Source organism: Streptomyces sp. NPDC102462 (assembly GCF_044765425.1).
Lineage (GTDB): Bacteria > Actinomycetota > Actinomycetes > Streptomycetales > Streptomycetaceae > Streptomyces.
In genome coordinates, this window is the sequence record NZ_JBIWKB010000036.1 from 1 (window position 1) to 24,494 (window position 24,494).

The following is a 24,494-nucleotide window of genomic DNA, read 5'->3' on the forward strand; positions in this document are numbered from 1 at the left end:
CGGCGACCTGGACCTGGCCATCCCCAAACTGCGGTCGGGGAGCTTCTTTCCCGTGCTGCTGGAGCGGCGGCGCCGGATCGACCAGGCCCTGTATGCGGTCATCATGGAGGCCTACGTCCATGGCGTGTCCACGCGGTCGGTCGACGACCTGGTCAAGGCCCTCGGCGCGGACACAGGGATCTCCAAGAGCGAGGTCTCGCGGATCTGCCAGGACCTGGACGGCCAGCTGACCGCGTTCCGTAGCAGGCCACTTGACCACGTCCGCTTCCCCTACGTCTATCTGGACGCGACCTACTGCAAGGCGCGGGTCGGGCACCAGATCGTGTCGAGGGCCGTGGTGATCGCCACCGGAATCACCGAGGACGGTGGCCGCGAGGTGCTGGGAGTGATGGTCGGCGACAGCGAGACCGAGGTGTTCTGGACCGAGTTCCTGCGTCACCTGCGCGAACGCGGTCTGTCCGGGGTCCGGCTCGTGATCGGCGACCACCACTTGGGGCTGGTCAAGGCCATCCGGAAGGTCATGCTCGCGGCCGCCTACCAGCGCTGCAGGGTTCACTTCCTGCGCAACGTGTTCAGCGTGATCAACAAGGAAGCGGCCGAGATGGTCGCCGCGACGATCCGCACGATCTTCGCCCAGCCCACCGCCGACGCGGTCCGCACCCAGCTGGACACTGTCGCCGACATGCTCGGCAAGCAGTGCCCGAAGGTCAAGACGATGCTGCTGGAGGCGAAGGACGACCTGACTGCCTTCGCCTCTTTCCCGGACCGGCATTGGAAGAAGATCCAGTCCACCAACCCGCTGGAGCGGATCAACCGCGAGGTCAAGCGTCGCACCGACGTCGTTCAGGTCTTCCCCAACGACGACGCGCTCCTGCGACTGGTCACCGCCGTGCTCTTCGAACTGCACGACGAATGGGTCGCCTTCCCGCGCCGATACCTCCCCGAGGGCAGCATGGACCAGCTCTACCCCACCGAGCGCCCCGAAAGCGCCCCCGAGCTCCCCAACACCTCCAACACGACCACTGATTGATCGGCTACACCACAAGAAGGGACATGACCCCGGTATCTGCACAGACACCGTGGATGTCGTCGTCACTACCGCTGGTGGCACCAGCCCCTCGACCGGCACGGAGAGTCAGTACACCTATTACGACGCCTCGGTGGTCACAGGTCTGCGGCCTTCACGGCGTCGGTCAGCTCAACTTTCACGATCTCCGGCTCCTGCTTACTGGCAGCCACCAGGGTGACGTTCACTCCAACCGCAGGAGGTCATTTGGTGCAAGCCGACTACGTTGTCCTCTCTCCCTCGCAGATCAGCGCCATCGTTCCGCCGCACCTTTCTCAGAACACCTACGACGTCCAGGTCACCACCCCAGGTGGTCAAAGCCCCGTCGCCCCCGAGGCGGTATTCACAGTCTGACTGCGCACCGCCCGGCGTCCAGGGCCGTGGCGTCGGAGTGGCGGGGAGTTGGGCCCAGTCGGTGGAGATGAGACTGCTGGCGCCGGGCCGAGTGAGGCGGTAGGTCTCGGCGAGGACAAGCCACTACGTGTATCCGCGTTGGTCGCGTGCGCCTTGTGCGCGACGCTCGGAGTTGGTGCGGCCGCCGCTGTGGTAGGGCAGGTCGCAGATCACGGTGTCGACGGGTTTGTTGAGCGCCCCCAGAAACTCAGCGCGACTCGAACCGCACCAACTCCCCGTCATCACCCACGAAGGCCGTCACCTTGGCCCCCACCAGCCGCTCAGGCGGGATACCCGTCTCCTGAACCAGCCGGGCCACCGGCACCCGCTCCGGGGCCGACGCATCGCGGTGCGCCGTCGTGATCTCCGCCTGGTCACCGACCAGCAGCAGCACGCGCGCCTCGATCCGTTCACTCATGCGCTCTTGCCCTTCTCCGCCCCGCTCGGGGCTGCCGTGTCCGTTGGTTTCGTCCAGCTGCCGCGTGACGCCTGGTAGGTCCTCTCGTGGCCCGTCAGCCTGGGGTCGTCCGGCTTGATGGGCTTCGGGAATCCGAGTGCCATGATGGCGCTCCTGTCCCTTCGCGGGATGGGACCGGGGCGGCCGGGTCACCTGGCATCTGCCGGCCGCCCCGGGGCCACTGGTCGCGCACGGGGGACAGCTGCGCGCCCGTCACGCGCCGGCCTGTGCGGTGGGCGCGTGAAGGGCTGGCGCGGCTTTCGCGTAGGCGTGCGCACGGACGGTCACTCCGGCAGTGGCCACGGGCCCGGGTGTGGTATCGGGGTCGTACGCGGCGGGGCCGGTGTCATACCGGCGGGGCGGGGCGGACGGGGCGCGGTGCGACCTGGAGGACGCGGCGTCGTACTGGTGTGGCCAGGGGTGGGACGGGGTGTCCGCCATGGAAGGGAAGATAGGCCGGTAATTCCATGATCGGTTCCCACGGTGTTCCTATGGTGACGAGAAACACCAAGGGCTGACCTGTTCTCCCAGGTCAGCCCTTGATCATTCAGGGTGAGTGACGGGACTCGAACCCGCGACATCCTGGACCACAACCAGGTGCTCTACCAGCTGAGCTACACCCACCATGACCGGCGGTCACTGTGTGGAATCCCCGACCGGCCGAGAAAAAGTGTACAGGGTCCGAAGGGGTGCTCGCGCACGGCTTTCGCGGCGCCCTCCGCCGGACCTGGTACGCCGTCTCCGTTCAGAGCCGTCGGGGCCGTCGGCCCTGGCCCGTACCGCCGGGGGCTAGCGTGTCGCGGGCAGGACGTGCTTGGCCGCGATCGACCGCGCGGTGTCCGAGTCGGGGCCCGGCTGGGGGACGAAGACGGCCTCGCGGTAGTAGCGCAGCTCCGCGATGGACTCGCGGATGTCGGCGAGCGCGCGGTGGTTGCCGTTCTTCTCCGGGCTGTTGAAGTACGCGCGCGGGTACCAGCGGCGGGCCAGCTCCTTGATGCTGGAGACGTCCACGATCCGGTAGTGGAGGTAGTCCTCAAGGGTGGGCATGTCGCGCAGCAGGAAGCCGCGGTCGGTGCCGACGGAGTTGCCGCACAGCGGGGCCTTGCCCGGCTCCTTCACATGCTCCCGTACGTAGGCCAGGACCTGCTCTTCCGCGTCGGCCAGCGTGGTGCCGCCGGGCAGTTCGGCGAGCAGCCCGGACGCGGTGTGCATCTGGCGCACCACCTCGGGCATCGTCTCCAGCGCCGAGTCCGGCGGACGGATGACGATGTCCACCCCCTCGCCGAGTACGTTCAGCTCCGAGTCGGTGACCAGGGCGGCCACCTCGATGAGCGCGTCGTCGGACAGCGAGAGACCGGTCATCTCGCAGTCGATCCACACCATGCGATCGTTCATATGCCTAACCTTACGGCCCGTAGCCGCTTCCGGTGCCGGTCGTGCGCGGCGTCACGGCGAGCCGCCGTGGAGGCCGCCGATATCGAGCGGGGTCCGGGGCAGTGCCCCGGACCCCGGCCCGTCACGTCCGACCCGTCAGCGCGTCATGCGCCGGTGCGCGGTCCGGGCAGGCTCATCGCGGCGGTGCGCCGCGACTGCATCGGTACGGCGCTCTCCGGGTGCAGCAGGGCGGGTACCGGTCCGACCGGCCCGGCGAGTCCGGCCGCCCCCGGGCCCGCGGCCCCCGGCTGCGGCACCGCTGGCTCCCCGTCCCCCGGCCGGTCGCCCTGCGGCCTGCGCGCCCGGTAGGCGGCGCGATAGGCGGCGGGGGACGAGCCCAACTGGCGGCGGAAGTGCCCGCGCAGCGCCACCGGGGAGCGGAAGCCGCAGCGGCCCGCGACCTCGTCCACCGAGTAGTCCGACGTCTCCAGCAGACGCTGGGCCTGCAGCACGCGCTGGGTGATCAGCCACTGCAGCGGCGCGCTCCCGGTCAGCGAGCGGAAGCGGCGGTCGAACGTACGGCGGCTCATGTACGCGCGCGCGGCCAGCGTTTCCACGTCGAACTGCTCGTGGAGGTGTTCCAGCGCCCAGGCGACGACCTCGGCGAGCGGGTCGGCGCCGATCTCCTCTGGTAAAGACCGATCGAGGTAGCGCTCCTGACCGCCGCTGCGGCGCGGCGGGACCACCAGGCGCCGGGCGAGCGCGCCGGCCGCCTCGTTGCCGTGGTCCGTCCGCACGATGTGCAGGCACAGGTCGATCCCGGCGGCCGTCCCGGCCGACGTCAGTACGTCGCCGTCGTCGACGAACAGCTCCCTGGGATCGACGTGCACCGACGGATAGCGCTTGGCCAGCGTCGGCGCGTACATCCAGTGGGTCGTGGCCGGCCGGCCGTCCAGCAGGCCCGCCGCCGCCAGGACGAACGCCCCGGTGCACAGACCCACGATGCGGGCGCCCTCCTCGTGCGCGCGGCGCAGCGCGTCCAGTGCCTCCTCGGGCGGAGGCGAGGTGATCGATCGCCAGGCCGGCACGACGACCGTGCCCGCGCGTGAGATCGCTTCCAGGCCGTGTGGCGCGGTGAGTTCGAGGCCCCCTGTGGTCCGCAGCGGGCCTTCCTCACCGGCGGCCACCAGCAGCCGGTAGCGCGGCACTCCGGCGTCCTGGCGGTCGATACCGAACACCGAAAGCGGTATGGAACTCTCGAAGATGGGGCCGCCGCTGAACAGCAGCACCGCGACGATCTCCTTGCGGCGTCGCCCGGAGAGTTTCCGGACCGCGGCTTCCGGCGCGGCAGTGGAGTCGTGGCTCATCCTGCTAAGCCCCCCTCGGTGGTCGCGGCTCCTCGGTTGTGTCGCTCCTGCACGTTTCCCCTCGGTCCTGCACGAGTCCCCCGCCGTAAGACAGTCAAGATCGAATCTACTGTGTCCCGCGGTGCCGCGGTGACCAGTTCCACACGCGGCACATTGTCGACATGACAACTTGGCGTAAAGCATTCGATCACGAAGCGTTGCACTCGTGGGCCGTGCAGGGAAGTGCGCCTCGTGGCGGTGGCCAATCCGCGTAGGGTGCGCAGGGCGTCCGAGACCCTTTCCGTGCAGGTGGAACGGGGGGTGGGGGGTGCTCGGCACGTGGCCTTGACGGGATCCGGAAGTTGGCTGAAAAGCAGCGGGCGCGTGCGCGGAAACCGGTCAGCTGACCGGTGTACCGCCCCGGGTGTGACGTCCGCCTCTTTGTGCGGCGCACCGTTCGGAGCGGCGCAGCAGGACGCGGCAGGCGGCGGTCACGGCGGCCAGGCCGAAGGCGGTGCCGGCGGCGCCGGCCAGCGAGGTGCCGTACCAGAGGAGTACCACGGGGACCAGGAAGCAGCTGAAGGCCGCCCAGCGGACGACATCGGTCGCCGTGTCGGCGGCGGACGGCGACGACTGTGCGGGCCGTGCGGACGGCGTGCGGGGCGTGGGTGATACAGGTGGTGTTCCTGGCGCTGCGGGGGCAGTTGGGGTGTACGGGGGATACGGCCCCGTGCGGCGCGACCGGCCGGACCCGGCGTGCGGGGCGGGCGCGGCCGACGGGGTCGCGCGGTGTGCCCCGGAACGGGTGACGGGTCCGGACATGCGTGCTCCCTGTGGCGTGGCTCACGCTGATCAACGCGTGGTCGCGCGGTCGGTCACTGTGGGCGTGGCCTGCGTCGGTCACGTAACGGAATCCTGTACGAACCGCCTGTACAGCGCATCAAGCATTGCGTTACGGGCGCCCCCTCGTGCATGCTCCCTGGAACCCCGCGGAGCCCACGCGGGATCTGGGCTAAGGAGGCGTGCCGCCGTACCCTTGGGGGTATGGGGTTGGGAAGATGTTTCCCGGACACAGCTCCGCCGCACACTGTCGTCCCACCCACGAGGATCACAACGCCGAGAGACCCATGGCCGGTCACGAATTCTTCGAACCCGCGGACCGCAAGCGGCCCGTCGCCGACCCCACGGCGGCCGAGCCCCTGGCGGCGGAAGAGTCACGCCCCTCCTGCGACCCCGCCTTCAAGCACGGTGTCGTCGTCGGCTTCGACGGCTCCACCTCCAGTGAGCGCGCCCTCGCCTATGCGATCGGCATGGCCCACCGCTCCCACGCGGGCCTGATCATCGTCCATGTCGCCAACCGGCTGCCCACCACGGTATGGGCGGGCTGCGAGCCACCGGTCTTCGTCGACGTGCCCGATCACCGCACCGAGGTCCTGGGGCTCGAACTGGCCTGTGCGGACTATCTGGCCGAGGTGCCCTGGATCCTGGTCGAGCGCGGTGGCGACATCTGCCATGAACTCGAAGAGGTGGGGCGGGAGTACGAGGCCGACGCGATCGTCGTCGGCTCCACGCACGGCATCGTGGGCCGGATCTTCGGCTCGGTAGCCGGCCGCCTCGCCAAACGAGCACAACGCCCCGTGGTGGTCATCCCCTAACCCCAAGCCCACCACCCTCTGCGGCCCCGCCTTCGGCCAGCCGACTCCAACGGCCCGCGCAGACCCCGGATCCCGCCGCAACAACATGCGCCCCGCCGGGCCCGCCGCGTCGACTGCCGCGTGATACCGCCAACCCGCGCCCCTGGGCAGCCGGTCGCCCGCGCAGGTCGCGGGTCGCGTCGCGGCAGTGTGCGCCTTCGGAGGGCCCGCCGGGTCGACTCCCGCGTGATACCGCCAACCCGCGCCCCTGGGCCGCCGGTCGGCCGCGTAGGTTGCGGGCCCCGCCGCGGCGGCGTGCGCCCCGCCGGGCCGCCGTGTCGATTCCAGCGTCACGTCGCCAACCGCGCGCCCCGGGTCGTCGGTTGGCCGCGCAGGCCCGTGGGACGCGGGTCCCGGCGCGGACGCATGCTCCCAGTCGGGCCCGCCGTATCGGTGTCATGCCACCAATCCCGCGCACTCGACCCGCCGATCGGTGGCCGCAGGCCGTGGGCCCCGCCGCGGCGGCCCGCGCCCCCGCCGGGCCCGCCGGGGCGACTCCTGCGTTACGTGGTCAACACCCCGTGTCTCACTGCGAGCTTCCGGGGTATGTCGTCAACTCGGCTTGTTTCGGCGTCGGCTTCCGCGTGATGTCGGCAACTCCGGGCGTCGCGCGGTCGGCTCCTGCGTGCCGTCGTCAACTCCGGGCGTCGCGCCGCAGGCTTCCCTGTGTCGCCGTCAACTCCGCGGTGGGGGAAGCTACCGGGGCGTAGAGGTGTTTGTGCGCTTGTGAAGGGCATATATCGGTCACCGCGCAACCGCACATGCATGAAGGGAGCCCGCCGTGGACAACGACGTCTCTGCGGGAAGCACCACCACGGTCGTCGGCCGACTCGCCCTCGGTGTCACCCTGTTGGCCTTCGGGCTCGGGTACACCGATGTGATCGACGGCGTGACGGCCTCCGATGCCGTGTCACTGGCCCACTACCTGGGCGGTGTCGCGCTCTTCGTCGCCGGACTGCTGGCGTTCCGCGACCGGGACACCGCCACCGGTACGGCCTTCTCGGCACTCGGTGCCCTCTGGTTCACCTGGGCCGTCTCGGCGGGCAGCCAGGTGTCGGACAACGCCGCCGGACTCTTCCTGCTGCTGTTCGCCCTCGTGACGCTCACGCTCGCCCTGGCGGGCCGTGATCCGCTCACCCAGGGCACCTACGGACTGTTCTTCGTCTCCCTGGTGCTGCTCGCCATCGCCCAGTTCGCGGCCAACGGCAGCCTCGCGAAGGCGGGCGGCTGGTTCGCCGTCGCGGCGGGCGCGGCGGCCTGGTACGCGGCGACCGCGGCCCTCGCCCACTGGCCCACGGCACTTCCGCGCCGTGCCGCTTCCGGCCGGGGGGTGACGGCCGCCGGCTGAGGACGCAGCGGCACCGAAGGGACCCCCACGTGACGGGCGGTACACGTGGGGGTCCGCCGTCGCCGCGCCCGTGCGGGCGTTCCGGCGTGCGGCCGTGCCTACTCCACCGTCACCGACTTCGCCAGGTTCCTCGGCTTGTCGATGTCGCGGCCCAGGGCCTTCGCCGTGTGGTAGGCGAGCAACTGCAGCGGGATGCCCATCAGGATCGGGTCCAGCTCGTCCTCGTTCTTCGGTACGACGATCGTCCGGTCGGCCTTCACCTGCTCCTGGTGGGCCACCGCGAGGATCGGGCCGCTGCGGGCCTTGATCTCCTCAAGGGCGGCCCGGTTCTTCTCCAGCAGGTCGTCGTCCGGCACGATCGCGACCGTCGGCAGGGCGGGCTCGATCAGGGCGAGCGGGCCGTGCTTGAGCTCCGAGGCCGGGTAGGCCTCGGCGTGGATGTAGGAGACCTCCTTGAGTTTCAGGGATGCCTCGCGGGCCACCGGGTAGCCCCGGACGCGGCCGATGAAGAGCATGGAGCGGGCCTCGGCGTACCGCTCGGCCAGTTCCTTGATCTCCTCCTCCTGCTTCAGGATCTCGGTGATCTGCTCGGGCAGCCTGCGCAGGCCCTCGATGATCCGCTTGCCGTCGCGGACGGAGAGGTCGCGGGTGCGGCCCAGGTGCAGGGCGAGCAGGGCGAAGGCGACCGTGGTGTTGGTGAAGCACTTGGTGGAGACCACACACACCTCGGGGCCGGCGTGCACGTACATGCCGCCGTCCGCCTCGCGGGCGATCGCCGAGCCGACGACGTTGACGATGCCGAGCACCCGGGCGCCCTTGCGCTTCAGCTCCTGGACGGCCGCCAGCACGTCGTAGGTCTCGCCGGACTGGGAGACCGCGACGTACAGGGTGTCGGGGTCGACGACGGCGTTGCGGTAGCGGAACTCGGAGGCGGGCTCGGCGTCGGCGGGGATGCGGGCCAGCTCCTCGATCATCTGGGCGCCGATCATGCCCGCGTGGTACGAGGTGCCGCAGCCGAGGATCTTCACCCGGCGGATCCGGCGGGCCTCGCGGGCGTCCAGGTTCAGCCCGCCGAGGTGCACGGTGGAGAAGCGGTCGTCGATGCGGCCGCGCAGCACCCGGTCGACCGCCTCGGCCTGCTCGTGGATCTCCTTGTGCATATAGGTGTCGTGGCCGCCCATGTCGTACGACTCGGCCTCCCACTCCACGGTGGTCGGCTCGGCGGTGGTACGGGTGCCCTCGGTGGTGTAGGTGCGGAAGTCGTCGGCCTTCAGGGTGGCCAGTTCGCCGTCGTCGAGGGTCACGATCTGGCGGGTGTGGGCGACCAGCGCGGCGACGTCGGAGGCGACGAACATCTCCTTCTCGCCGATGCCGAGCACGACCGGGGAGCCGTTGCGGGCCACCACGATGCGGTCGGGGAAGTCGGCGTGCAGGACCGCGATGCCGTAGGTGCCCTCGATGGCGCGCAGCGTCTCGCGGACCTTGTCCTCCAGCTTCTCGGCCGCCGAACGGGCGATCAGATGGGTGAGCACTTCGGTGTCGGTCTCGGAAAGGAACTCGACGCCCTCCGCCTCCAGCTTGCGGCGCAGGTCGGCGGCGTTGTCGATGATGCCGTTGTGCACGACGGCGACCTTGTTGTCGGCCGACAGATGCGGGTGGGCGTTCACGTCGGAGGGGGCGCCGTGCGTGGCCCAGCGGGTGTGGGCGATGCCGGTGGTGCCCTTGAAGCGCGCCGGGACCTTGGCCTCCAGGTCACGTACCCGGCCCTTGGCCTTGACCATCTTCAGGGCGGGCGCCTTCGGGGCGGTGACGACGATGCCCGCGGAGTCGTAGCCGCGGTACTCCAGGCGCTGCAGGCCCTCCAGGAGCAGCGGCGCGACGTCACGCTTCCCGATGTATCCGACAATTCCGCACATATAGCAGATATCCCTCTGTCCGTGGCCGGCCGGTCGGCCGGCCGTCGGTTCTCAGCCGTAGACGATGCGCCGCAACTGCCTGAGCGTCAGCTCGGGCGGTGCCACCGCTCGGTACCTCAGGTCCGCCTCGATCCGTTCGAAGATCGTCGCGTTCACCAGGCCCTGGGCCTGGAGCTCGCGGTGGCGGCGACGGACGTAGTCCTCGGTCGTCTCGTCGAAATAGGCGAGCACGTCCTGGACCACCCGCAGCGCCTCGCCCCGGTCGAGCGTCGTGGACCGCGTCAGGTGATCAACAAGTTCGTCGTGCACCCGATGATCCTGAGGTATCGGGGACGGTTTCGCAAGAATTCTGCCCGAGATCGGGCAGAGGGCTGTTGAAACTCTTATGGGACGCTGTTTGCGAGCTGTCCATCCGGCGTCTTGTATGCGGTTGCCCGGGGAGACGAGTTTCAGACGCCATGGACATTCCACGCATGGGAGTACCCGAGCAGCTGGCCGCCCGCATGAGCATGGCCGAGCAGCATGAATACCTGCGCGCCAGGTTCTCGCGGCGCACGATGATCAGGGGCGGCGCGGTCACCCTGGGCGCCGTCGCGGGCGGCGCCTTCATCCAGGGGGCCACCGCGCAGGCGGCCGTCCCCACCCAGCGCACCGCACCGGCCACCGAGACGGTCGACGGCGCCCACGTCGCCCCCTTCGGGCGCCACCTCGCCTACGGCAACGACCCGCGGACCGAGATCACCGTGTCCTGGCAGGTGCCCGTCGCCGTCAAGAAGCCGTTCATCCGGATCGGCGCCCACCCCTGGGACCTCTCCCGCAAGATCGACGCCGAGGTCCGCGCCCTGTACACCCCGGCCGGCGTCGGCGCCAGCGGCGATCACACGCAGTACTACGTGCACGCCAAGCTCACCCATCTGCGGCCGGGCAGCACCTACTACTACGGCGTCGGCCACCAGGGCTTCGACCCGGCCGAGCCGCACCTCGCGAGCACCGTGGGCACCTTCACCACCGCCCCCGCGCACAAGGCGCCGTTCACCTTCACCGCCTTCGGCGACGAGGGCGTCAGCTACCACGGCCTGGCCAACAACGCGCTGATCCTCGGCCAGAACCCCGCCTTCCACCTGCACGCCGGTGACATCGCCTACGGCGACCCGGCCGGGCAGGGCAAGTCCACCGACACCGGCTTCGACTCCCGCGTCTGGGACCAGTTCCTCGCCCAGACCGAATCGGTCGCGAAGTCCGTGCCGTGGATGCCCGCGTACGGCAACCACGACATGGAGGCGTGGTACTCGCCCAACGGCTACGGCGGCGAGGACGCCCGCTGGACCCTGCCGGACAACGGGCCCGACAAGAAGAACCTGCCGGGCGTCTACTCCTTCGTCTACGGCAACACCGCGGTCATCTCCCTCGACGCCAACGACGTCTCCTTCGAGATCCCGGCCAACCTCGGCATCTCCGGTGGCACCCAGACCAAGTGGCTGGAGGGGCAGCTGCGGAGGTTCCGGGCCGCCAAGGACATCGACTTCATCGTCGTCTTCTTCCATCACTGCGCCTACTGCACCTCCACCGCGCACGCCTCGGAGGGCGGGGTGCGCCAGGAGTGGGTGCCGCTGTTCGAGAAGTACACCGTGGACCTGGTCATCAACGGCCACAACCACCAGTACGAGCGCACCGACGTCCTCAAGGCGGGCGCCGTCACCAAGAAGCTGCCGATCGGCGGTACCGCGTACCCCGAGACCGAGGGCGTCGTCTATGTGACGGCGGGCGCGGCCGGCCGCAGCCTGTACGCGTTCAGCGCCCCGCTGTCCTACGAGGGCCACCAGAACGAGGTCGACTCCGTGGCCTCCTTCATCAACACCAAGGACGGCAAGCAGAACGAGACGGTCGCCTGGTCGCGCGTGCGCTACCTCGACTACTCGTTCCTGCGCGTGGACGTCACCCCGGCCGCCAAGGGCCACCACGCCACACTGACGGTACGCGGCATCGCCGAAACGGGCGCCCAGATAGACCACTTCACGGTGTCCCGCAGGGCCAAGTAACCAGGACCCCACCCAGAAGGCAGGGCGCCCCCCTACGACCCCTCCAGGCCCCGAACCCCCCGCCGCCCGCGTCCGGTTGGGTTACCGCCCGGTGTTTCCGGGGCCGGGGTGGTGCCTTCCGGTGTTTTCGGGCGCCGTTCCGGATGGCGGGCTGGCGCCTCCGGTGTCTGCCCGGCCCCGCCGGGGGCGTTGTGTTATCGCTCGGAGTCTTTGGGGCTGGAACGGCGCTTCCCGGCACCGCCTCGGCCCCGGACCGGCCGCCGTCCGCGTCCGGTGCCGGTGGGGTACCGCCCGGTGTTTCCGGGGGCCGGGGAGGCGCCTTCTGGCTGTCTCCGGGCATGGTCACGGGCGGCGGGCCGGCACCGCTCGGTCCCGTCGGGGGCGGTGCGTCATCGCTCGGCGTCTTCGGTGCCGGAACGGTGCTTCCCGGTGCCGTCTGGGCGCCGGACCGGCTGCCGCCCGGCTGGCATCGCCGGGTGTGGTGGGTTGCGGTTCGGTGGCTGCCGGAGCTGCGGCCCCTCGTGCTGGCCGGGGCCGTGCGGTGCCCGTATGGGCCGGCGTCGGTGCTGGTGGCTGTCGGCGCCGGGACGGCGTCTCGTGGGGGTCAGAGGCGTTTGAGGATCGCTTGCTTGGCCATCGTGAACTCCTCGGTCGTCAGGGTGCCTGAGCGGTGGAGGTCGCCCAGTTCGCGGAGCCGGCGCAGGAGCGCGTCGTGGTCGTCCGCGGGCGTCGGCGGCTCGTGAACCGCCTGGCCGGGCGCCGACGGGTGCGGCAGGCGGGCCTGGACGGCGGCGGCGACCAGGGCCATCAGCGGGTCCCTCTTGAAGCCCCACAGTTCCACGGCGTGGGGGTCGTACTTGGGCGGCGCCTTGGTGGCCGCGCCCCGCACGGTGAAGCGCAGATGCCCGTTCTCAAGACCGGCGGCCGGCTGCCACTCCACGTCGGTGATGTCGGCGACGGCCACGGTGCGGGCCCCGGCGGCGGCCTTGGCGTCCTCGGTCTTCCAGTTCCACTCGAGGCGCAGCCGCTCCCCGTCGAACGCGGCCGTGCCGTCCCCGGCGGAGACCGACAGCGGGACGGACGGGCCGGGCAGCAGAAAGCCGGTCACCGGCCCGTCCGGCACCCGGTTCAGCAGCAGGGCGGTGCGGACCTCGTCCGTGAAGTACTCGGCGACGCCGTACCGGTCCGGTTCGACGGTGAGCCGGTAGGGGTCGTGCGGTTCGGTGAGCCGTCCGCCGGTGGCGTGCAGCAGCGGGTCGGCGCCGTCGCGCAGCCGAAGCCGCAGCCGGCCCGACTTCTTGCCCTGTTCGAAGGAGATCCCGGCCACCGCGGCCAGCGGGACCAGCACTTCCCCCAGGGTCCGCCGGAGCAGGCTGACGTTCTTGTCCCGCCCCGGGGTCAGTCGGAGGGCGTCGCCGTCGAACACCCACGTGCCGTCCTTCTGGAGGATTTCCACCATGCGGTGATTGTTCCACCGCCCGTGCGGTCAGAGCCCCGCGATGGGATTCTTCAGGCTGCCCACGAGTTGGAGCGCGCCCGAGGGGTCCGCGAGGTCCAGCATCTGCCGGTTGTTCCGTAGCTGGAGCCGGTTGAGGCAGGACAGGGCGAACTCGGGGGCGAACATGTCGTACTGCCGGAACCTGTCCGCGAGTTCGGGCGCCGAGTCCTGATACTCGCGGACGACCTCCGCGACCGTACGCCAGAAGTCGTCCTCCTCCAGGACGCCTTCGGCCGCGAGGTGCGCGGCGAGGAAGCGGAAGAAGCAGTCGAAGACGTCCGTGAAGATCGACAGGAGTTTCTGCTCCTCGGGTACGTCGACGCGGATGCGCCGCACCTGAGGCGGCAGCGCCGCGTCCGGGTCCATGACCGCGATCTCCTCGGCGATGTCCTTGAAGACCGCGCGTTGCACGACGCCGTCCTTCAGGACCAGGATCACGTTCTCGCCGTGTGGCATGTAGACCAGGTCGTAGGCGTAGAAGCTGTGCAGCAGCGGGGTGAGGTAGGCCCGCAGATAGCGGCGCAGCCACCGCGTGGGCGTGAGCCCCGACCGTTCGACGAGCGCACCGGCGAAGGAGGCGCCCGTGTGGTCCACGTGCAGGAGCGAGGCCATGGTGGCGAGGGTTTCGCCGTCCTGGAGGGCGGGCACCGGGCTCTCCCGCCACAGCGCGGCCAGCATCTTGCGGTACGGCGAGTAGCGGTCCGTGGCCCGTTCGTACTCCAGGTGCCGGTAGCCGACCGCCGCCCGCTCGCGGATGACCGACAGGCCCGTCGCCTTGAGCACCGGGTCGTTGTCGATCAGCTGGGCCAGCCAGTCGTTGATCGCCGGGGTGGCTTCCATGTAGGCGGCGGACAGGCCGCGCATGAAGCCCATGTTGAGGACGGACAGCGCCGTCTTCACATAGTGCTTGTGCGGGTGGGAGGTGTTGAAGAAGGTCCGTATCGACTGCTGGGCCAGGTATGTGTCGTCGCTCTCGCCGAGGCAGACCAGGTGTCCGCGGGCCACCTCGGCGGCGAAGGTGACGGTGAGCTTGTTCCACCACTGCCAGGGGTGGACGGGGATCAGCAGATAGTCGGCGGGGTCCAGGCCCTGGTCGGTCAGCTGCCGTTCGAACCGGTCGACGGTCTCCTCGCCGAGTTCCTGCCGTACGAAGGACGCGTACTCGATGCCGGCACCGGCGGTGAACGCCGCCCGGGAGCGGTGCGCGGCGAGCCAGATCAGCCGGATGGGGCTCGCGGTCTCCGGGGCGTACGACAGGTACTCGTGGATGCCGAAGCCGAGCCGTCCGTTGTTGGCGACGAAGCAGGGGTGGCCCTCGGTCATGCCGGTCTCGATGTCCTGGAAACCGGCCCGTGCCAGCTGCGTCGAGGTCAGCTGCGGCTTGGTGAGCTTGTAGCAGGTGCCGGACAGGGTGGAGGAGATCTCCTCCAGGTACACCGGCAGGACCTCGTCGCTCAGGCCCAGCGACTGACGCAGTTCGGTGCAGAAGCTCAGTGCGTCGAGCGGGAGTCGGTCGCCGTCGCGGTGCCGGGTGAGGGAGTCGGCGTCGATCTGCCAGTGGTCGAGGGCCCGGCGTACGGCGGTGAAGCGGTAGCGGGTCAGCCCGTCGTCGCTGTGCACGACGTACCCGTCCCCGTCCGGTTCCGGGGTGATCAGCCGTTCGTGTGCGAACTCGGCGAGGGCCTTGCGGACCAGCAGGCGGTTGGCCCGCTCCCAGCGTTCGGGGGAGAGGTGGGCCACGGCGTCGGCGAGACTCATGCCGGCACCGCCCGCTGGAAGTGTTCCCGGGTGCAGAAGCTCAGCAGGGCCCGCTTCTCCGGCTTCTGGATCTCCCGTTCGGGCACGAACCCGACGGCTTCGTTCAGCGCGTGCACGGCCTTGTTGCGCACGTCCGGCTCGACCACGATCCGGGCGGTCGCCGGGTCCTCGAAGAGGTGTGCGACCACGGCGGTGATGACGGCCCGGGTGAACCCGTGCACGGGGGTGTCGGTGGCCGGCACCAGGAAGTGCATGCCGACGTCGCCCGGTTCGGGTTCGTACAGGCCGGTCAGTTCGCGGTGGGCCGGGTCGTAGCGTTCCATGAGGAAGGCGGGCTCGCCGTCCAGCAGGCCCAGCAGGGCCTCCTGGTGCTCGTCGGCCGCGATCTCCATGTAGGCGCGTTCGACGTCCTCCAGTTTCGCGTCCTGCATCATCCAGTACGCGGCCTTGGCGTGGGTGAGCCAGCCGTGCAGCAGCCCGGAGTCCTTGAGCGGGTCGAGCGGACGGAAGGTGAAGTTCATACGGCAAACTCCTGGAACGCGATCGTCTTCTCGACCGGGTAGTACTCGGTGCCGAGCAGTTCGCGGATGATGCAGCTGTTGCGGTAGGGGCCCATGCCCAGGTCGGGGCTGGTGATGCTGTGCGTGTGCACGCCGCCGTTCTGCAGGAAGACGCCCCGGCCGGTCACGTCGATCGCGTAGTTGCGGGCGATGTCGAGGTTGCCCTGGGTGTCGTAGCGCAGCCGGTCGCGGACGGGCTTCAGGAACTCGGGTTCGGCGTACCGGTAGCCGGTGGCGAGGACGAGTCCTTCGGAGCGCAGCTCGAAGTCCTTGCCCTGCTCCTCCTGGCGGAAGGTCAGGGTGTAGCCGCCGTCCTGGTAACTGGCCTTTTCCAGGGAGGAGTTGGTGAGCAGCCGGGTGGGGACGGGTCCGCCGAGGTTCTTCTGGTAGAGCAGGTCGAAGATGTCGTTGATCAGGTCGCCGTCGATGCCCTTGTACAGGCCCTTGTGCTGGGCGGCGAGGCGGTAGCGGGTGGCTTCCGGCAGCGCGTGGTAGTAGTCGATGTAGTCCGGGGAGGTCATCTCCAGGGTGAGTTTGGTGTACTCCAGCGGGAAGAAGCGCGGTGAGCGGGTGACCCAGTTCAGCCGGTAGCCGTGTACGTCGATCTCGCCGAGCAGGTCGTGGTAGATCTCGGCGGCGGACTGCCCGCTGCCCACCAGCGTGATCGACTCCTTGGCCTGCAAGCGCTTCTTGTGCTGGAGATAGCGGGAGGTGTGCAGGAAGTCGCCGCCCAGGTCCCGGCAGGCGTCCGGGAGGTGCGGCGAGGTGCCGGTGCCGAGCACCAGGTGGCGGGCGCGGAAGGTCTCGCCGGCCTGGGTGTGCACCGCGTACAGCCCGTCGTCGTACGTCACTTCGGTGACCGTCGTGCCGAAGCGGAGGCTGCTCAGTTTGCCCGCGGCCCAGCGGCAGTAGTCGTCGTACTCGATCCGCAGCGGGTAGAAGTTCTCGCGGATGTAGAACGAGTAGAGCCTGCCGTTGTCCTTCAGGTAGTTGAGGAAGGAGTACGGGGAGGTGGGGTCGGCGAGGGTGACCAGGTCCGACATGAACGGGGTCTGCAGGTGGGCGCCGTCGAGGAACATCCCGGCGTGCCACTCGAAGTCGGGCTTGGCGTCCAGGAAGACACCGTCGAGTTCGGCGATGGGCTCGGTGAGGCAGGCCAGGCCGAGGTTGAACGGACCCAGGCCGATCCCCGCGAAGTCGTAGGTCTTGGCGGGGTTTTCAGGACGCGCGGTCAAGGGACTCTCCCAGGTACTGCTCGGCGTGGCCGGCGATCAGGTCGAGGACGGCGGCGATGTCGTCCGTCGTGGTCTCGGGGTTGAGCAGGGTGAACTTCAGGTAGTGGCGGCCGCCCACCTTGGTGCCCGCGACCACCGCGTCGCCGGAGGCGAACAGGGCCTTGCGGGCGTACAGGTTGGCGCGGTCGATCCGGTCCGGGCCGGTGACGGCCGCCGGGATGTAGCGGAAGACGAGCGTGGAGAGCGCGGGCTGGACGACCACGTCGAAGCGGGGATCGGCGGCCAGCAGCCGCCAGCCCTCCCGGGCCAGGTCGCAGACCTGGTCGAAGAGTTCGCCGATGCCGTCGGCGCCCATGGTGCGCAGGGTCATCCACAGTTTGAGCGCGTCGAAGCGGCGGGTGGTCTGCAGGGACTTGTCGACCTGGTTGGGGATGCGCTCCTCCGCCATGCGCCGCGGGTTGAGGTAGTCGGCGTGATAGGTGGCGTGCCGCAGGGTGGCCGCGTCCCGGACCAGCACGGCGGACGAACTCACCGGCTGGAAGAAGGACTTGTGGTAGTCGACGGTGACCGAGTCGGCGCGTCCGATGCCCTCGATGCGGTCCCGGTACTTGACGGAGGCGAGCAGCCCGCAGCCGTAGGCCGCGTCCACGTGCAGCCACACCCCGTACTGGGCGCACAGTTCGGCGATCTCGGGCAGCGGGTCGATGGACCCGAAGTCGGTGGTGCCGGCCGTGGCGACGACGGCCATCGGGGTCAGGCCGTCCCGCTTGCAGCGCTCCAGTTCGTGGGCGAGGGCGACGGTCCGCATCCGCTTGTCCTGGTCGACGGGGACCGGGATGACGGCGTCCTGGCTCAGACCGAGCAGTTTCGCCGACTTCTGCACGCTGAAGTGGCTCACCTCGGAGGCGAGGACGCGCAGGCCGGCGAGCGAGGCTCCGTCCTGCAACCCGGCAGGCCCCGGCTTGGCCTCCTCGCGGGCGAGCAGCAGCGCCTGGAGGTTGGACTGGGTGCCGCCGGAGGTGAACACGCCGTCGGCGGCCGGGCCGAGGCCGATGCGGGCGGCCGTCCAGTCGATGAGTCTGCGTTCGATGAGGGTGCCGCCGGCCGACTGGTCCCAGGTGTCCAGGGAGGAGTTGACGGCGGACAGGACGGCCTCGCCGAGCACCGCAGGGATGACCACCGGGCAGTTGAGGTGGGCGAGATAGCGGGGGTGGTGGAAGTACACCGCGTCGCGGAGGTAGATCTCCTCCAGTTCGTCGAGCACGGCGGTGGTGTCGGGCAGGGGCCGGTCGAGGTCGATCCGCTCGATGCGCGGGGCCAGGGCGTCGACCGTGACGCCGGTGAACGGTCGCTCGGTGGTGGCGAGTCTGGCCGCCACCCGCTCGACTCCTTCGGTCACGGAGCGGCGGTAGTGCTCCGCGGTGAGGTCATTGAGCAGGTGCGAGCGCATGTGGGGGTCCTCCGGGGGGACGGTCCGTGCGGGACGGGGAGAGGGACGGAGTCGCGCGGTGAACTTAGGTTAGCCTAACCTAAGTCACTTCGGTGAAGCCGCGCCCCACCGGTGACTGCCGTCACTTCAGAGGCAGTTACTCCGCCTCGCGCAGTTGCTCCTCGCTCAGGCCGCGGCGCCAGTAGCCGACGAATGTGACCCGCCGGCGGTCGAGCCCGCGCTCGGCGACGAAGTGCCGGCGCAGCTCCTTGACCCGTCCGGACTCGCCGGCGATCCAGACGTAGGGCTGCCGCGCGTCGGGCAGCCGTGCGGCCCGCAGGGCGTCGACGGCGGTGGGAGAGCCCTCGTCCTGGACGAGCCAGGTGATGTCCGCGTCCGCCTCGGTCGGCACGTCCTGGACATCGCCGGCGTGCGGCACCTCAAGCCAGGCGCGGACCCGCAGACCGGCCGGCAGGGACTCCAGGACGGCCGTGGCGGCGGGCACGGCGGTCTCGTCACCCCACAGCACGACCAGGTCGGTGTCCTCGGGCGGGCGGAAACGGATCGCGCGGTTGTCGGCGACCACCGGTCCGAGCACCAGGACGCGGTCGCCGGCCGCCGCCGCGGCGGCCCAGCGCGAGGCGGGGCCCGCGGGGACGGCCGCGCCCGGCTCGACACCGTGCAGCACGAAGTCGATGTCGATCTCGGTGGTGCGGCCGAGCGCGTCACGGCGCAGCGCGCGCAGCGTGTAGGAGCGCATCACCGCCCGGACGTCGTCCGGCAGTTCGCGCCAGGCCGGCCACCAGTTGTCGCCGAGGTCCAGCGGGACCACGGGCTCGCGCTGTCCCGGCCGGGGCAGGAACAGCGACAGGGACTGGTCGTGCCCGTGGGACCGGAAGTCGCGCAGGCCGGGCCCGGCGAAGCTTACCCGGACGAGGGACGGCCCCAGCCGCCTCGTCCGTACGACCTGGAGGGGGAAGAAGCGGTACGGGGCGGCCAGGGCCGTCGTCATGGGGGCTCCTGAGAGTCAGGGGCGGATCAACTGACCTTCTTCGCCTTCTCGATGGCCTCGGCGAGGTCGTCGAGAAGGGCGACGCACTTGTCGTACGACAGGATCGGCTCCGGGTTGCGGGAGATGACCTGGCCGGCCTTGACCGCGGGGAGCTTCTGCCAGGTGGCCTTGGTGATGTCGGCGGGCTGGATGGCCGAGGTGCGGTTGTCCATCATGATGATGTCCGCGGCGTACTTGTTGACGTTCTCCCAGCTCAGCGACTCGTACCAGCCGCCGCCCTGGGCCTTCGCCTTCTCCGGCGGCTCGACGAAGTCCACGCCGAGGGCCTTGAAGTACTCCAGGTCGATGGAGAGGTTGGTGCCGGAGACATAGAACAGGTCCTGGCTCGCGGAACCGGCCAGCACCTTGAGGCCGGGCTTGGCCTTGGCGGCGGCGCGTACCCGGCCGGCCGCCTCCTCGAACCGCTTCTTGGCGTCGGTGACCTTGCTCGATGCGGTGTCGGCGCCCAGGGACTCGGCGAGCGCGAGCATGCGCTGCAACGGCTCGGTGAGCTGGCGGTCGTAGACCGAGATGCCCACGCTCGGGGCGCCGACGGCCTCGATCTTCTTCTTCGACTCGTCCGGCACGTACCAGAGGGTGCCGGCGTCGTCGAACATGGTGGAGATGAGCACGTCGGGGGCGAGGGTCGCGTACTTCTCTATGTTGAACTGGCCCCACTCGTTGCCGAGGACGGTCAGCTTGCTGACGTCCATGTCGCCGGCCTGGACGTCGGCCTTGCCGTCCTTGGTGGTGGTCGGCCCGAACACGCCCTTGACCTCGACGCCGTAGTCGTACAGCGCGGCGGCCACGCCGACGAACGCGACGATGTTCGCCGGGGTCCTGTCGGCCTTGGCGGTCTGTCCGCGGTCGTCCTTGAAGGTCCAGGGGCCGGACGCGGCGCTCGCCCCACCGTCCGAGCCGCCGCTTTTCGAGCCGCCGCTTTTCGTGTCGTCGCCGCAGGCCGCGAGCACGGCGCCGAGTCCGAGGGCGCCGCCGGCTGCGAGCAGTCCACGACGGGAGAGGGCGGATCTGGCGTTCGACATGGGCGTGCTCTGCCTTCGTGCTAGGGGTCACGGGACCTAAGTCGCGATTAGGTTAGCCTAACCTCAACGTCACCCCAAGGGGCGGTACCGGGTGCCCGCTGCCGCACCGGCCCCGCGACCGGGTGCCGCCGGGGACACCCGGGCGCCCGATCAGCCCGCCAGGCCCAGTTCCCGCGCGATCAGCATCCGCTGCACCTCGCTCGTGCCCTCGCCGATCTCCAGGATCTTGGAGTCCCGCCACATCCGGGCCACCGGGTACTCGTTCATGAAGCCGTAGCCCCCGTGGATCTGGGTGGCGTCTCGGGCGTTGTCCACGGCGATCGTCGACGAGTACAGCTTGGCCAGCGCCGCCTCCTTCTTGAACGGCTCGCCCGCCACCAGCCGGGACGCCGCGTCCCGCCAGGCGAGGCGGGCGGTGTGCGCCTTCATCTCCATGTCGGCGATCTTGAACTGGATGGCCTGGTTGGCGCCGATCGGCCGCCCGAAGGCCTGCCGCTGCCTCGCGTACTTCACCGACTCGTCCACACATCCCTGCGCCAGACCCGTCGCCAGCGCCGCGATGGCGATGCGGCCCTCGTCGAGGATCCGCAGGAACTGCGCATAGCCGCGGCCCTGTTCGCCGAGCAGGTTGGCCGCCGGGACCCGGACGTCCACGAACGACAGCTCGCGGGTGTCCGAGGCGTTCCAGCCGACCTTCGAGTACGGGGCCGCGACCGTGAAGCCCGGCGTGCCGGACGGCACGATGATCGCGGAGATCAGCGGCCCGCCGTCCGGTTTGCGGCCCGTCACCGCGGTGACCGTCACCAGACCAGTGATGTCCGTGCCCGAGTTGGTGATGAAGCACTTCGAGCCGTTGATCACCCATTCGCCGGTGTCCGCGTCCAGCCGGGCCGTCGTGCGCGTCGCACCCGCGTCCGAGCCGCCGTCCGGCTCCGTGAGCCCGAACGCGCCCAGGATCTCGCCCGCGCACAGCCGCGGAAGCCAGGCGCGCTTCTGTTCCTCGGTGCCGAACAGATGGACCGGCATCGCGCCCAGCGACACCCCGGCCTCCAGCGTGATGGCCACGGACGAGTCGACCCGGGCCAGCTCCTCCAGGGCCAGACCCAGCGCCAGGTAGTCGCCGCCCATGCCGCCGTACTCCTCCGGGAACGGCAGCCCGAACAGGCCCATACGGCCCATCTCGCGGACGATCTCGTACGGGAACTCATGCCGCTCGTAGTAGTCGCCGATCTTCGGCGCCACCACGTCGTGCGCGAACTCCTCCACCGTGCGGCGGAGTTCCTCCAACTCGGGGCTGAGACGGTGGTCCATGCTGATCACTGGTCCTTGTGGGAGAGGGCGCGGACGGTGCGGGACGGGCTCGGCCGGCCCAGCTGCTTGGCCATCCACACGCTCGTGGCGGTGAGACGGCCCAGGTCGACCCCGGTCTCGATGCCGAGGCCCTGGAGCATCCACACCAGGTCCTCGGTGGCGAGGTTCCCGGTGGCGGACTTGGCGTACGGGCAGCCGCCCAGGCCGCCGGCCGAGGCGTCGACCGTCGTGACGCCGTGTTCCAGCGCCGCGTAGGTGTTGGCGAGGGCCTGGCCGTAGGTGTCGTGGAAGTGCACGCCCAGCACGTTCGTCGGCACGCCCTCCTCGTTGAGCGCGGCGAGGAGTTCCAGGACGTGTCCCGGGGTCGCGACGCCGATCGTGTCCCCGAGACTCAGCTCGTCGCAGCCCATGTCCACCAGCGTCCGGCACACCCGTACGACCTGGTGCACGGGGACCGGGCCCTCCCACGGGTCGCCGAAGCACATGGACACATAGCCGCGCACATGCAGACCCTCGTGCTTCGCGTGCCCGACGACCGGCTCGAACACGGCAAGCGACTCGTCCAGCGTGCGGTTGAGGTTGGCCTTCGCGAAGGACTCGGTGGCGCTGGCGAACACCGCGATCCTGCGGGCGCCCAGCGCCAGTGCCCGGTCCAGGCCGCGCCGGTTGGGCACCAGCACCGGCAGCGCGACCCCGCGCAGATCGCCGAGCAGCGGGAACAGCTGCTCCGCGTCGGCCAGTTGGGGCACCCACTCGGGGTGTACGAAGCTCGTCGCCTCGACGGTGCTCAGGCCCGCGTCGGCCAGCCGGTGGATGAACTCCGCCTTGACGTCGGTCGGCACGGCCGACTTCTCGTTCTGCAGCCCGTCGCGCGGGCCGACCTCGTGGATCCGCACCCGCTGGGGCAGCTCCTGCGCGGGTACGACCATCGGCAGTCCCGGTGCGGTCATTCCTCCGCCTCCTCGTGCGGCGCGACCACGGCCAGCACCTGGTCCATCGCGACCGTGCTGCCGGGCCGTACGTCCAGTTCGGTGACCGTGCCCGCGTGCGGGGCCGCGACGACGTGCTCCATCTTCATCGCCTCCACCACCAGCAGGCTCTGGCCCGCGGTCACCTCGTCGCCGACGGCGACCTTCACGACGGTGACCGTGCCGGGCATCGGCGCGGTGAGCGAGTCGGCGCCCGCGAGCCCGGCCCGGGTGAGCGAGGCGGCCACCGGATCGTGACCCCGCACCTGCCAGGCGTCGCCGTCGCGGCCCAGCCAGGTGCCGTCCGGCACAGCGGCGAAGGTGTGGACGACGCCGTCCAGCCGGACGGAGAACCGGTCCTCGCCCGCCTCCGCCCCCGGGAGGCGGCTCACGGACGCCGTCAGCGGGGTCCGCGCCCCGTCCGGCAGCACCTCGGTCGCGCCGTCCGGCGTGCGGCGCACGCGCACGGCGACGGGTTCGTGTCCCGGGACCCGCAGATGGTGCACCGTCCAGGCCCGCTCGCCGCCCAGCCGCCAGCCGTCCGCCGCGGAGAACGGGTCCACCCAGCCGGCTTCGGGTGCGGGGCCGAGCGCCGCCTGGCGCAGCAGCGCCGCCGCCGCGTAGACCTCCTCGGGCACCTGACCGGGCAGCAGGTCGGCCACCGCCCGTTCGACCAGCCCCGTGTCCAACTCGCCCGCCGCCACCGCCGGATGGGCCAGCAGCCGGCGCAGGAAGCCCGCGTTGGTCGGCACGCCCAGCGTGACCGTCTGCGCCAGGGCCGCGCGGAGCCGGCGCAGCGCCGTGCGACGGTCCGGCCCGTACGCGATCACCTTGGACAGCATCGGGTCGTACCGGCTGCCGACCTCCGTGCCCTCGGCGAGCCCGGAGTCGGTGCGCACCCCCTCGCCCTGCGGCTCGCGCAGCCGCAGCACCGTGCCGCCCGACGGCAGGAACCCGCGCGCGGGATCCTCCGCGCACACCCGTGCCTCGATCGCGTGCCCGGTCAGCCGGATCTCCCGCTGAGTGAACGGCAGCCGTTCGCCCGCGGCGACCCGCAGCTGCCATTCCACCAGGTCAAGACCGGTGACCAGTTCGGTGACCGGGTGTTCCACCTGGAGCCGGGTGTTCATCTCCATGAAGGAGTACGCCGCCGGGTCGCCGCCCGGCACGATGAACTCCACGGTGCCCGCGCCCCGGTAGCCGCAGGAGCGGGCCGCCCGCACGGCCGCCGCGCCCATCGCCGCCCGGGTCTCCTCGTCGAGGAGCACGCTCGGTGCCTCCTCGACCACCTTCTGGTGGCGGCGTTGCAGCGAGCACTCGCGCTCGCCGAGGTGCACCACATTGCCGTGCGCGTCGGCCAGGACCTGGATCTCGATGTGCCGGGGCCGCTCGATCCAGCGCTCCACCAGCAGTGTGTCGTCACCGAAGGAGGCGCGGGCCTCGCGCCGTGCGGCGGCGATCTCGTCGGCGAGCGCGTCCGCCTGACGCACCAGGCGCATGCCCTTGCCGCCGCCGCCCGCCGAGGGCTTGAGCAGCACCGGCATCCCGATCTCACGGGCGGCCTCGGCGAGCCGGGCGTCGGACAGACCGCTCCCGCTGGAGCCGGGGACGACGGGCACCCCGGCCGCCCGCACCGTCTCCTTGGCGCGGATCTTGTCCCCCATGAGGGCGATGGCCTCGGCCGGCGGGCCGATGAACACCAGCCCCGCCCGGGCGCAGGCCCGCGCGAAGTCCGCGTTCTCGGCGAGGAAGCCGTACCCCGGGTGGACGGCCTGCGCGCCCGTGCGGGCGGCGGCCTCCAGGAGCCGCGGCACGGACAGATAGCTCTCGGCGGCGGGCGCCGGACCGAGCCGCACCGCAGTGTCGGCCTCGCGCACGTGCCGTGCGTCGGCGTCCGCGTCGGAGAACACCGCCACCGAGCGCACGCCCAGCGCGCGCAGCGTGCGCACGACGCGCACCGCGATCTCGCCGCGGTTGGCCACCAGGACTGTCTCGAACATCGTCTTCG

General features: G+C 70.6%; 22 protein-coding genes and 1 tRNA gene. 5 read left to right on the forward strand and 18 right to left on the reverse strand.

What is annotated here, in order from left to right:
* Window positions 1-1,030 (forward strand): IS256 family transposase (locus ACIRFL_RS27410; protein WP_404033528.1); only part of this gene is annotated, 1,030 nt, incomplete at its 5' end.
* Window positions 1,031-1,243: 213 nt separating this feature from the next.
* Complete coding sequence (locus ACIRFL_RS27415; RefSeq protein ID WP_404033530.1) at window positions 1,244-1,420, forward strand: hypothetical protein; 177 nt, start codon at window positions 1,244-1,246, stop codon at window positions 1,418-1,420.
* Window positions 1,421-1,667: 247 nt separating this feature from the next.
* Here the strand turns inward: ACIRFL_RS27415 and ACIRFL_RS27420 are convergent, their stop codons facing one another.
* The 6 genes from ACIRFL_RS27420 to ACIRFL_RS27445 form a co-directional block, all read right to left on the reverse strand.
* Complete coding sequence (locus ACIRFL_RS27420) at window positions 1,668-1,877, reverse strand: hypothetical protein (RefSeq protein ID WP_404033532.1); 210 nt, start codon at window positions 1,875-1,877, stop codon at window positions 1,668-1,670.
* On the reverse strand, window positions 1,874-2,020 hold the full coding sequence (locus tag ACIRFL_RS27425) for a hypothetical protein (RefSeq protein ID WP_404033534.1): 147 nt from the start codon (window positions 2,018-2,020) through the stop codon (window positions 1,874-1,876). The genes ACIRFL_RS27420 and ACIRFL_RS27425 overlap by 4 nt, the downstream gene beginning before the upstream one ends.
* 447 nt (window positions 2,021-2,467) lie before the next feature.
* Window positions 2,468-2,540 (reverse strand) — tRNA-His (locus ACIRFL_RS27430).
* A gap of 165 nt (window positions 2,541-2,705) precedes the next feature.
* Complete coding sequence (orn, locus tag ACIRFL_RS27435; protein WP_404033536.1) at window positions 2,706-3,311, reverse strand: oligoribonuclease; 606 nt, start codon at window positions 3,309-3,311, stop codon at window positions 2,706-2,708.
* 143 nt (window positions 3,312-3,454) lie between these two features.
* Window positions 3,455-4,657 carry a helix-turn-helix domain-containing protein gene (locus ACIRFL_RS27440; protein WP_404033538.1) on the reverse strand — a complete coding sequence of 401 codons (1,203 nt, stop codon included), beginning with the start codon at window positions 4,655-4,657 and terminating at the stop codon, window positions 3,455-3,457.
* 378 nt (window positions 4,658-5,035) lie between these two features.
* Window positions 5,036-5,197, reverse strand: a complete 162-nt coding sequence (locus ACIRFL_RS27445) for a hypothetical protein (protein ID WP_404033540.1) — start codon at window positions 5,195-5,197, stop codon at window positions 5,036-5,038.
* A 566-nt stretch (window positions 5,198-5,763) separates the two neighbouring features.
* Between ACIRFL_RS27445 and ACIRFL_RS27450 the strand changes: the two genes are divergently transcribed.
* Complete coding sequence (locus ACIRFL_RS27450) at window positions 5,764-6,291, forward strand: universal stress protein (protein WP_404033542.1); 528 nt, start codon at window positions 5,764-5,766, stop codon at window positions 6,289-6,291.
* A gap of 820 nt (window positions 6,292-7,111) precedes the next feature.
* Window positions 7,112-7,678, forward strand: coding sequence for a GPR1/FUN34/YaaH family transporter (locus tag ACIRFL_RS27455; protein WP_404033544.1), 567 nt, complete (start codon window positions 7,112-7,114; stop codon window positions 7,676-7,678).
* 98 nt (window positions 7,679-7,776) lie between these two features.
* Here ACIRFL_RS27455 and glmS read toward each other — a convergent pair whose 3' ends face one another.
* Both glmS and ACIRFL_RS27465 read right to left on the reverse strand, forming a co-directional pair.
* Window positions 7,777-9,594 carry a glutamine--fructose-6-phosphate transaminase (isomerizing) gene (glmS, locus tag ACIRFL_RS27460; protein WP_404033546.1) on the reverse strand — a complete coding sequence of 606 codons (1,818 nt, stop codon included), beginning with the start codon at window positions 9,592-9,594 and terminating at the stop codon, window positions 7,777-7,779.
* 51 nt (window positions 9,595-9,645) lie between these two features.
* A complete protein-coding gene (locus ACIRFL_RS27465) occupies window positions 9,646-9,903 on the reverse strand; it encodes a hypothetical protein (protein ID WP_404033548.1) in 258 nt (85 codons plus the stop codon).
* 164 nt (window positions 9,904-10,067) lie between these two features.
* Between ACIRFL_RS27465 and ACIRFL_RS27470 the strand changes: the two genes are divergently transcribed.
* Window positions 10,068-11,633: a fibronectin type III domain-containing protein gene (locus ACIRFL_RS27470; protein WP_404033550.1), complete on the forward strand. Its 1,566-nt coding sequence runs from the start codon at window positions 10,068-10,070 to the stop codon at window positions 11,631-11,633.
* Window positions 11,634-12,237: 604 nt separating this feature from the next.
* On the opposite strand, the gene ACIRFL_RS27475 is transcribed toward ACIRFL_RS27470, so the two are convergent.
* The 10 genes from ACIRFL_RS27475 to ACIRFL_RS27520 all read right to left on the reverse strand — a co-directional run bounded on the left by ACIRFL_RS27475 (window position 12,238) and on the right by ACIRFL_RS27520 (window position 24,486).
* Window positions 12,238-13,092 carry a DUF4429 domain-containing protein gene (locus ACIRFL_RS27475; protein ID WP_404033552.1) on the reverse strand — a complete coding sequence of 285 codons (855 nt, stop codon included), beginning with the start codon at window positions 13,090-13,092 and terminating at the stop codon, window positions 12,238-12,240.
* 27 nt (window positions 13,093-13,119) lie between these two features.
* Window positions 13,120-14,889 (reverse strand): IucA/IucC family protein, encoded by a 1,770-nt coding sequence (locus ACIRFL_RS27480; protein WP_404033554.1) that lies wholly within the window; start codon window positions 14,887-14,889, stop codon window positions 13,120-13,122.
* Window positions 14,886-15,410: a GNAT family N-acetyltransferase gene (locus ACIRFL_RS27485; RefSeq protein ID WP_404033556.1), complete on the reverse strand. Its 525-nt coding sequence runs from the start codon at window positions 15,408-15,410 to the stop codon at window positions 14,886-14,888. Before ACIRFL_RS27485 ends, ACIRFL_RS27480 begins: the two co-directional genes overlap by 4 nt.
* Window positions 15,407-16,684, reverse strand: coding sequence for a lysine N(6)-hydroxylase/L-ornithine N(5)-oxygenase family protein (locus ACIRFL_RS27490; protein ID WP_404033558.1), 1,278 nt, complete (start codon window positions 16,682-16,684; stop codon window positions 15,407-15,409). The genes ACIRFL_RS27485 and ACIRFL_RS27490 overlap by 4 nt, the downstream gene beginning before the upstream one ends.
* The gene (desA, locus tag ACIRFL_RS27495) at window positions 16,668-18,134 is read right to left on the reverse strand and encodes a lysine decarboxylase DesA (protein ID WP_404033560.1); all 1,467 of its coding nucleotides are present in this window, start codon (window positions 18,132-18,134) and stop codon (window positions 16,668-16,670) included. Before desA ends, ACIRFL_RS27490 begins: the two co-directional genes overlap by 17 nt.
* Before the next feature lie 136 nt (window positions 18,135-18,270).
* A complete protein-coding gene (locus ACIRFL_RS27500) occupies window positions 18,271-19,125 on the reverse strand; it encodes a siderophore-interacting protein (protein WP_404033562.1) in 855 nt (284 codons plus the stop codon).
* A gap of 26 nt (window positions 19,126-19,151) precedes the next feature.
* The gene (locus ACIRFL_RS27505) at window positions 19,152-20,207 is read right to left on the reverse strand and encodes an ABC transporter substrate-binding protein (protein WP_404033564.1); all 1,056 of its coding nucleotides are present in this window, start codon (window positions 20,205-20,207) and stop codon (window positions 19,152-19,154) included.
* Between the two features lie 150 nt (window positions 20,208-20,357).
* On the reverse strand, window positions 20,358-21,518 hold the full coding sequence (locus tag ACIRFL_RS27510; protein ID WP_404033566.1) for an acyl-CoA dehydrogenase family protein: 1,161 nt from the start codon (window positions 21,516-21,518) through the stop codon (window positions 20,358-20,360).
* Between the two features lie 5 nt (window positions 21,519-21,523).
* Window positions 21,524-22,468 (reverse strand): hydroxymethylglutaryl-CoA lyase, encoded by a 945-nt coding sequence (locus ACIRFL_RS27515; protein WP_404033568.1) that lies wholly within the window; start codon window positions 22,466-22,468, stop codon window positions 21,524-21,526.
* The gene (locus ACIRFL_RS27520; RefSeq protein ID WP_404033570.1) at window positions 22,465-24,486 is read right to left on the reverse strand and encodes a biotin carboxylase N-terminal domain-containing protein; all 2,022 of its coding nucleotides are present in this window, start codon (window positions 24,484-24,486) and stop codon (window positions 22,465-22,467) included. Before ACIRFL_RS27520 ends, ACIRFL_RS27515 begins: the two co-directional genes overlap by 4 nt.
* Between the last annotated feature and the right edge of the window lie 8 nt (window positions 24,487-24,494).

Excerpts from the sequence above, each read along its gene's own strand:
- ACIRFL_RS27450 (WP_404033542.1), top strand. The coding sequence starts at position 5,764 with ATGGCCGGTCACGAATTCTTCGAACCCGCGGACCGCAAGCGGCCCGTC.
- ACIRFL_RS27505 (WP_404033564.1), bottom strand. The coding sequence starts at position 20,207 with ATGTCGAACGCCAGATCCGCCCTCTCCCGTCGTGGACTGCTCGCAGCC.
- ACIRFL_RS27475 (WP_404033552.1), bottom strand. The coding sequence starts at position 13,092 with ATGGTGGAAATCCTCCAGAAGGACGGCACGTGGGTGTTCGACGGCGAC.
- ACIRFL_RS27440 (WP_404033538.1), bottom strand. The coding sequence starts at position 4,657 with ATGAGCCACGACTCCACTGCCGCGCCGGAAGCCGCGGTCCGGAAACTC.
- ACIRFL_RS27500 (WP_404033562.1), bottom strand. The coding sequence starts at position 19,125 with ATGACGACGGCCCTGGCCGCCCCGTACCGCTTCTTCCCCCTCCAGGTC.
- ACIRFL_RS27420 (WP_404033532.1), bottom strand. The coding sequence starts at position 1,877 with ATGAGTGAACGGATCGAGGCGCGCGTGCTGCTGCTGGTCGGTGACCAG.
- ACIRFL_RS27425 (WP_404033534.1), bottom strand. The coding sequence starts at position 2,020 with ATGGCACTCGGATTCCCGAAGCCCATCAAGCCGGACGACCCCAGGCTG.
- ACIRFL_RS27510 (WP_404033566.1), bottom strand. The coding sequence starts at position 21,518 with ATGGACCACCGTCTCAGCCCCGAGTTGGAGGAACTCCGCCGCACGGTG.
- ACIRFL_RS27520 (WP_404033570.1), bottom strand. The coding sequence starts at position 24,486 with ATGTTCGAGACAGTCCTGGTGGCCAACCGCGGCGAGATCGCGGTGCGC.
- orn (WP_404033536.1), bottom strand. The coding sequence starts at position 3,311 with ATGAACGATCGCATGGTGTGGATCGACTGCGAGATGACCGGTCTCTCG.
- ACIRFL_RS27480 (WP_404033554.1), bottom strand. The coding sequence starts at position 14,889 with ATGAGTCTCGCCGACGCCGTGGCCCACCTCTCCCCCGAACGCTGGGAG.
- ACIRFL_RS27485 (WP_404033556.1), bottom strand. The coding sequence starts at position 15,410 with ATGAACTTCACCTTCCGTCCGCTCGACCCGCTCAAGGACTCCGGGCTG.
- ACIRFL_RS27470 (WP_404033550.1), top strand. The coding sequence starts at position 10,068 with ATGGGAGTACCCGAGCAGCTGGCCGCCCGCATGAGCATGGCCGAGCAG.
- glmS (WP_404033546.1), bottom strand. The coding sequence starts at position 9,594 with ATGTGCGGAATTGTCGGATACATCGGGAAGCGTGACGTCGCGCCGCTG.
- desA (WP_404033560.1), bottom strand. The coding sequence starts at position 18,134 with ATGCGCTCGCACCTGCTCAATGACCTCACCGCGGAGCACTACCGCCGC.
- ACIRFL_RS27515 (WP_404033568.1), bottom strand. The coding sequence starts at position 22,468 with ATGACCGCACCGGGACTGCCGATGGTCGTACCCGCGCAGGAGCTGCCC.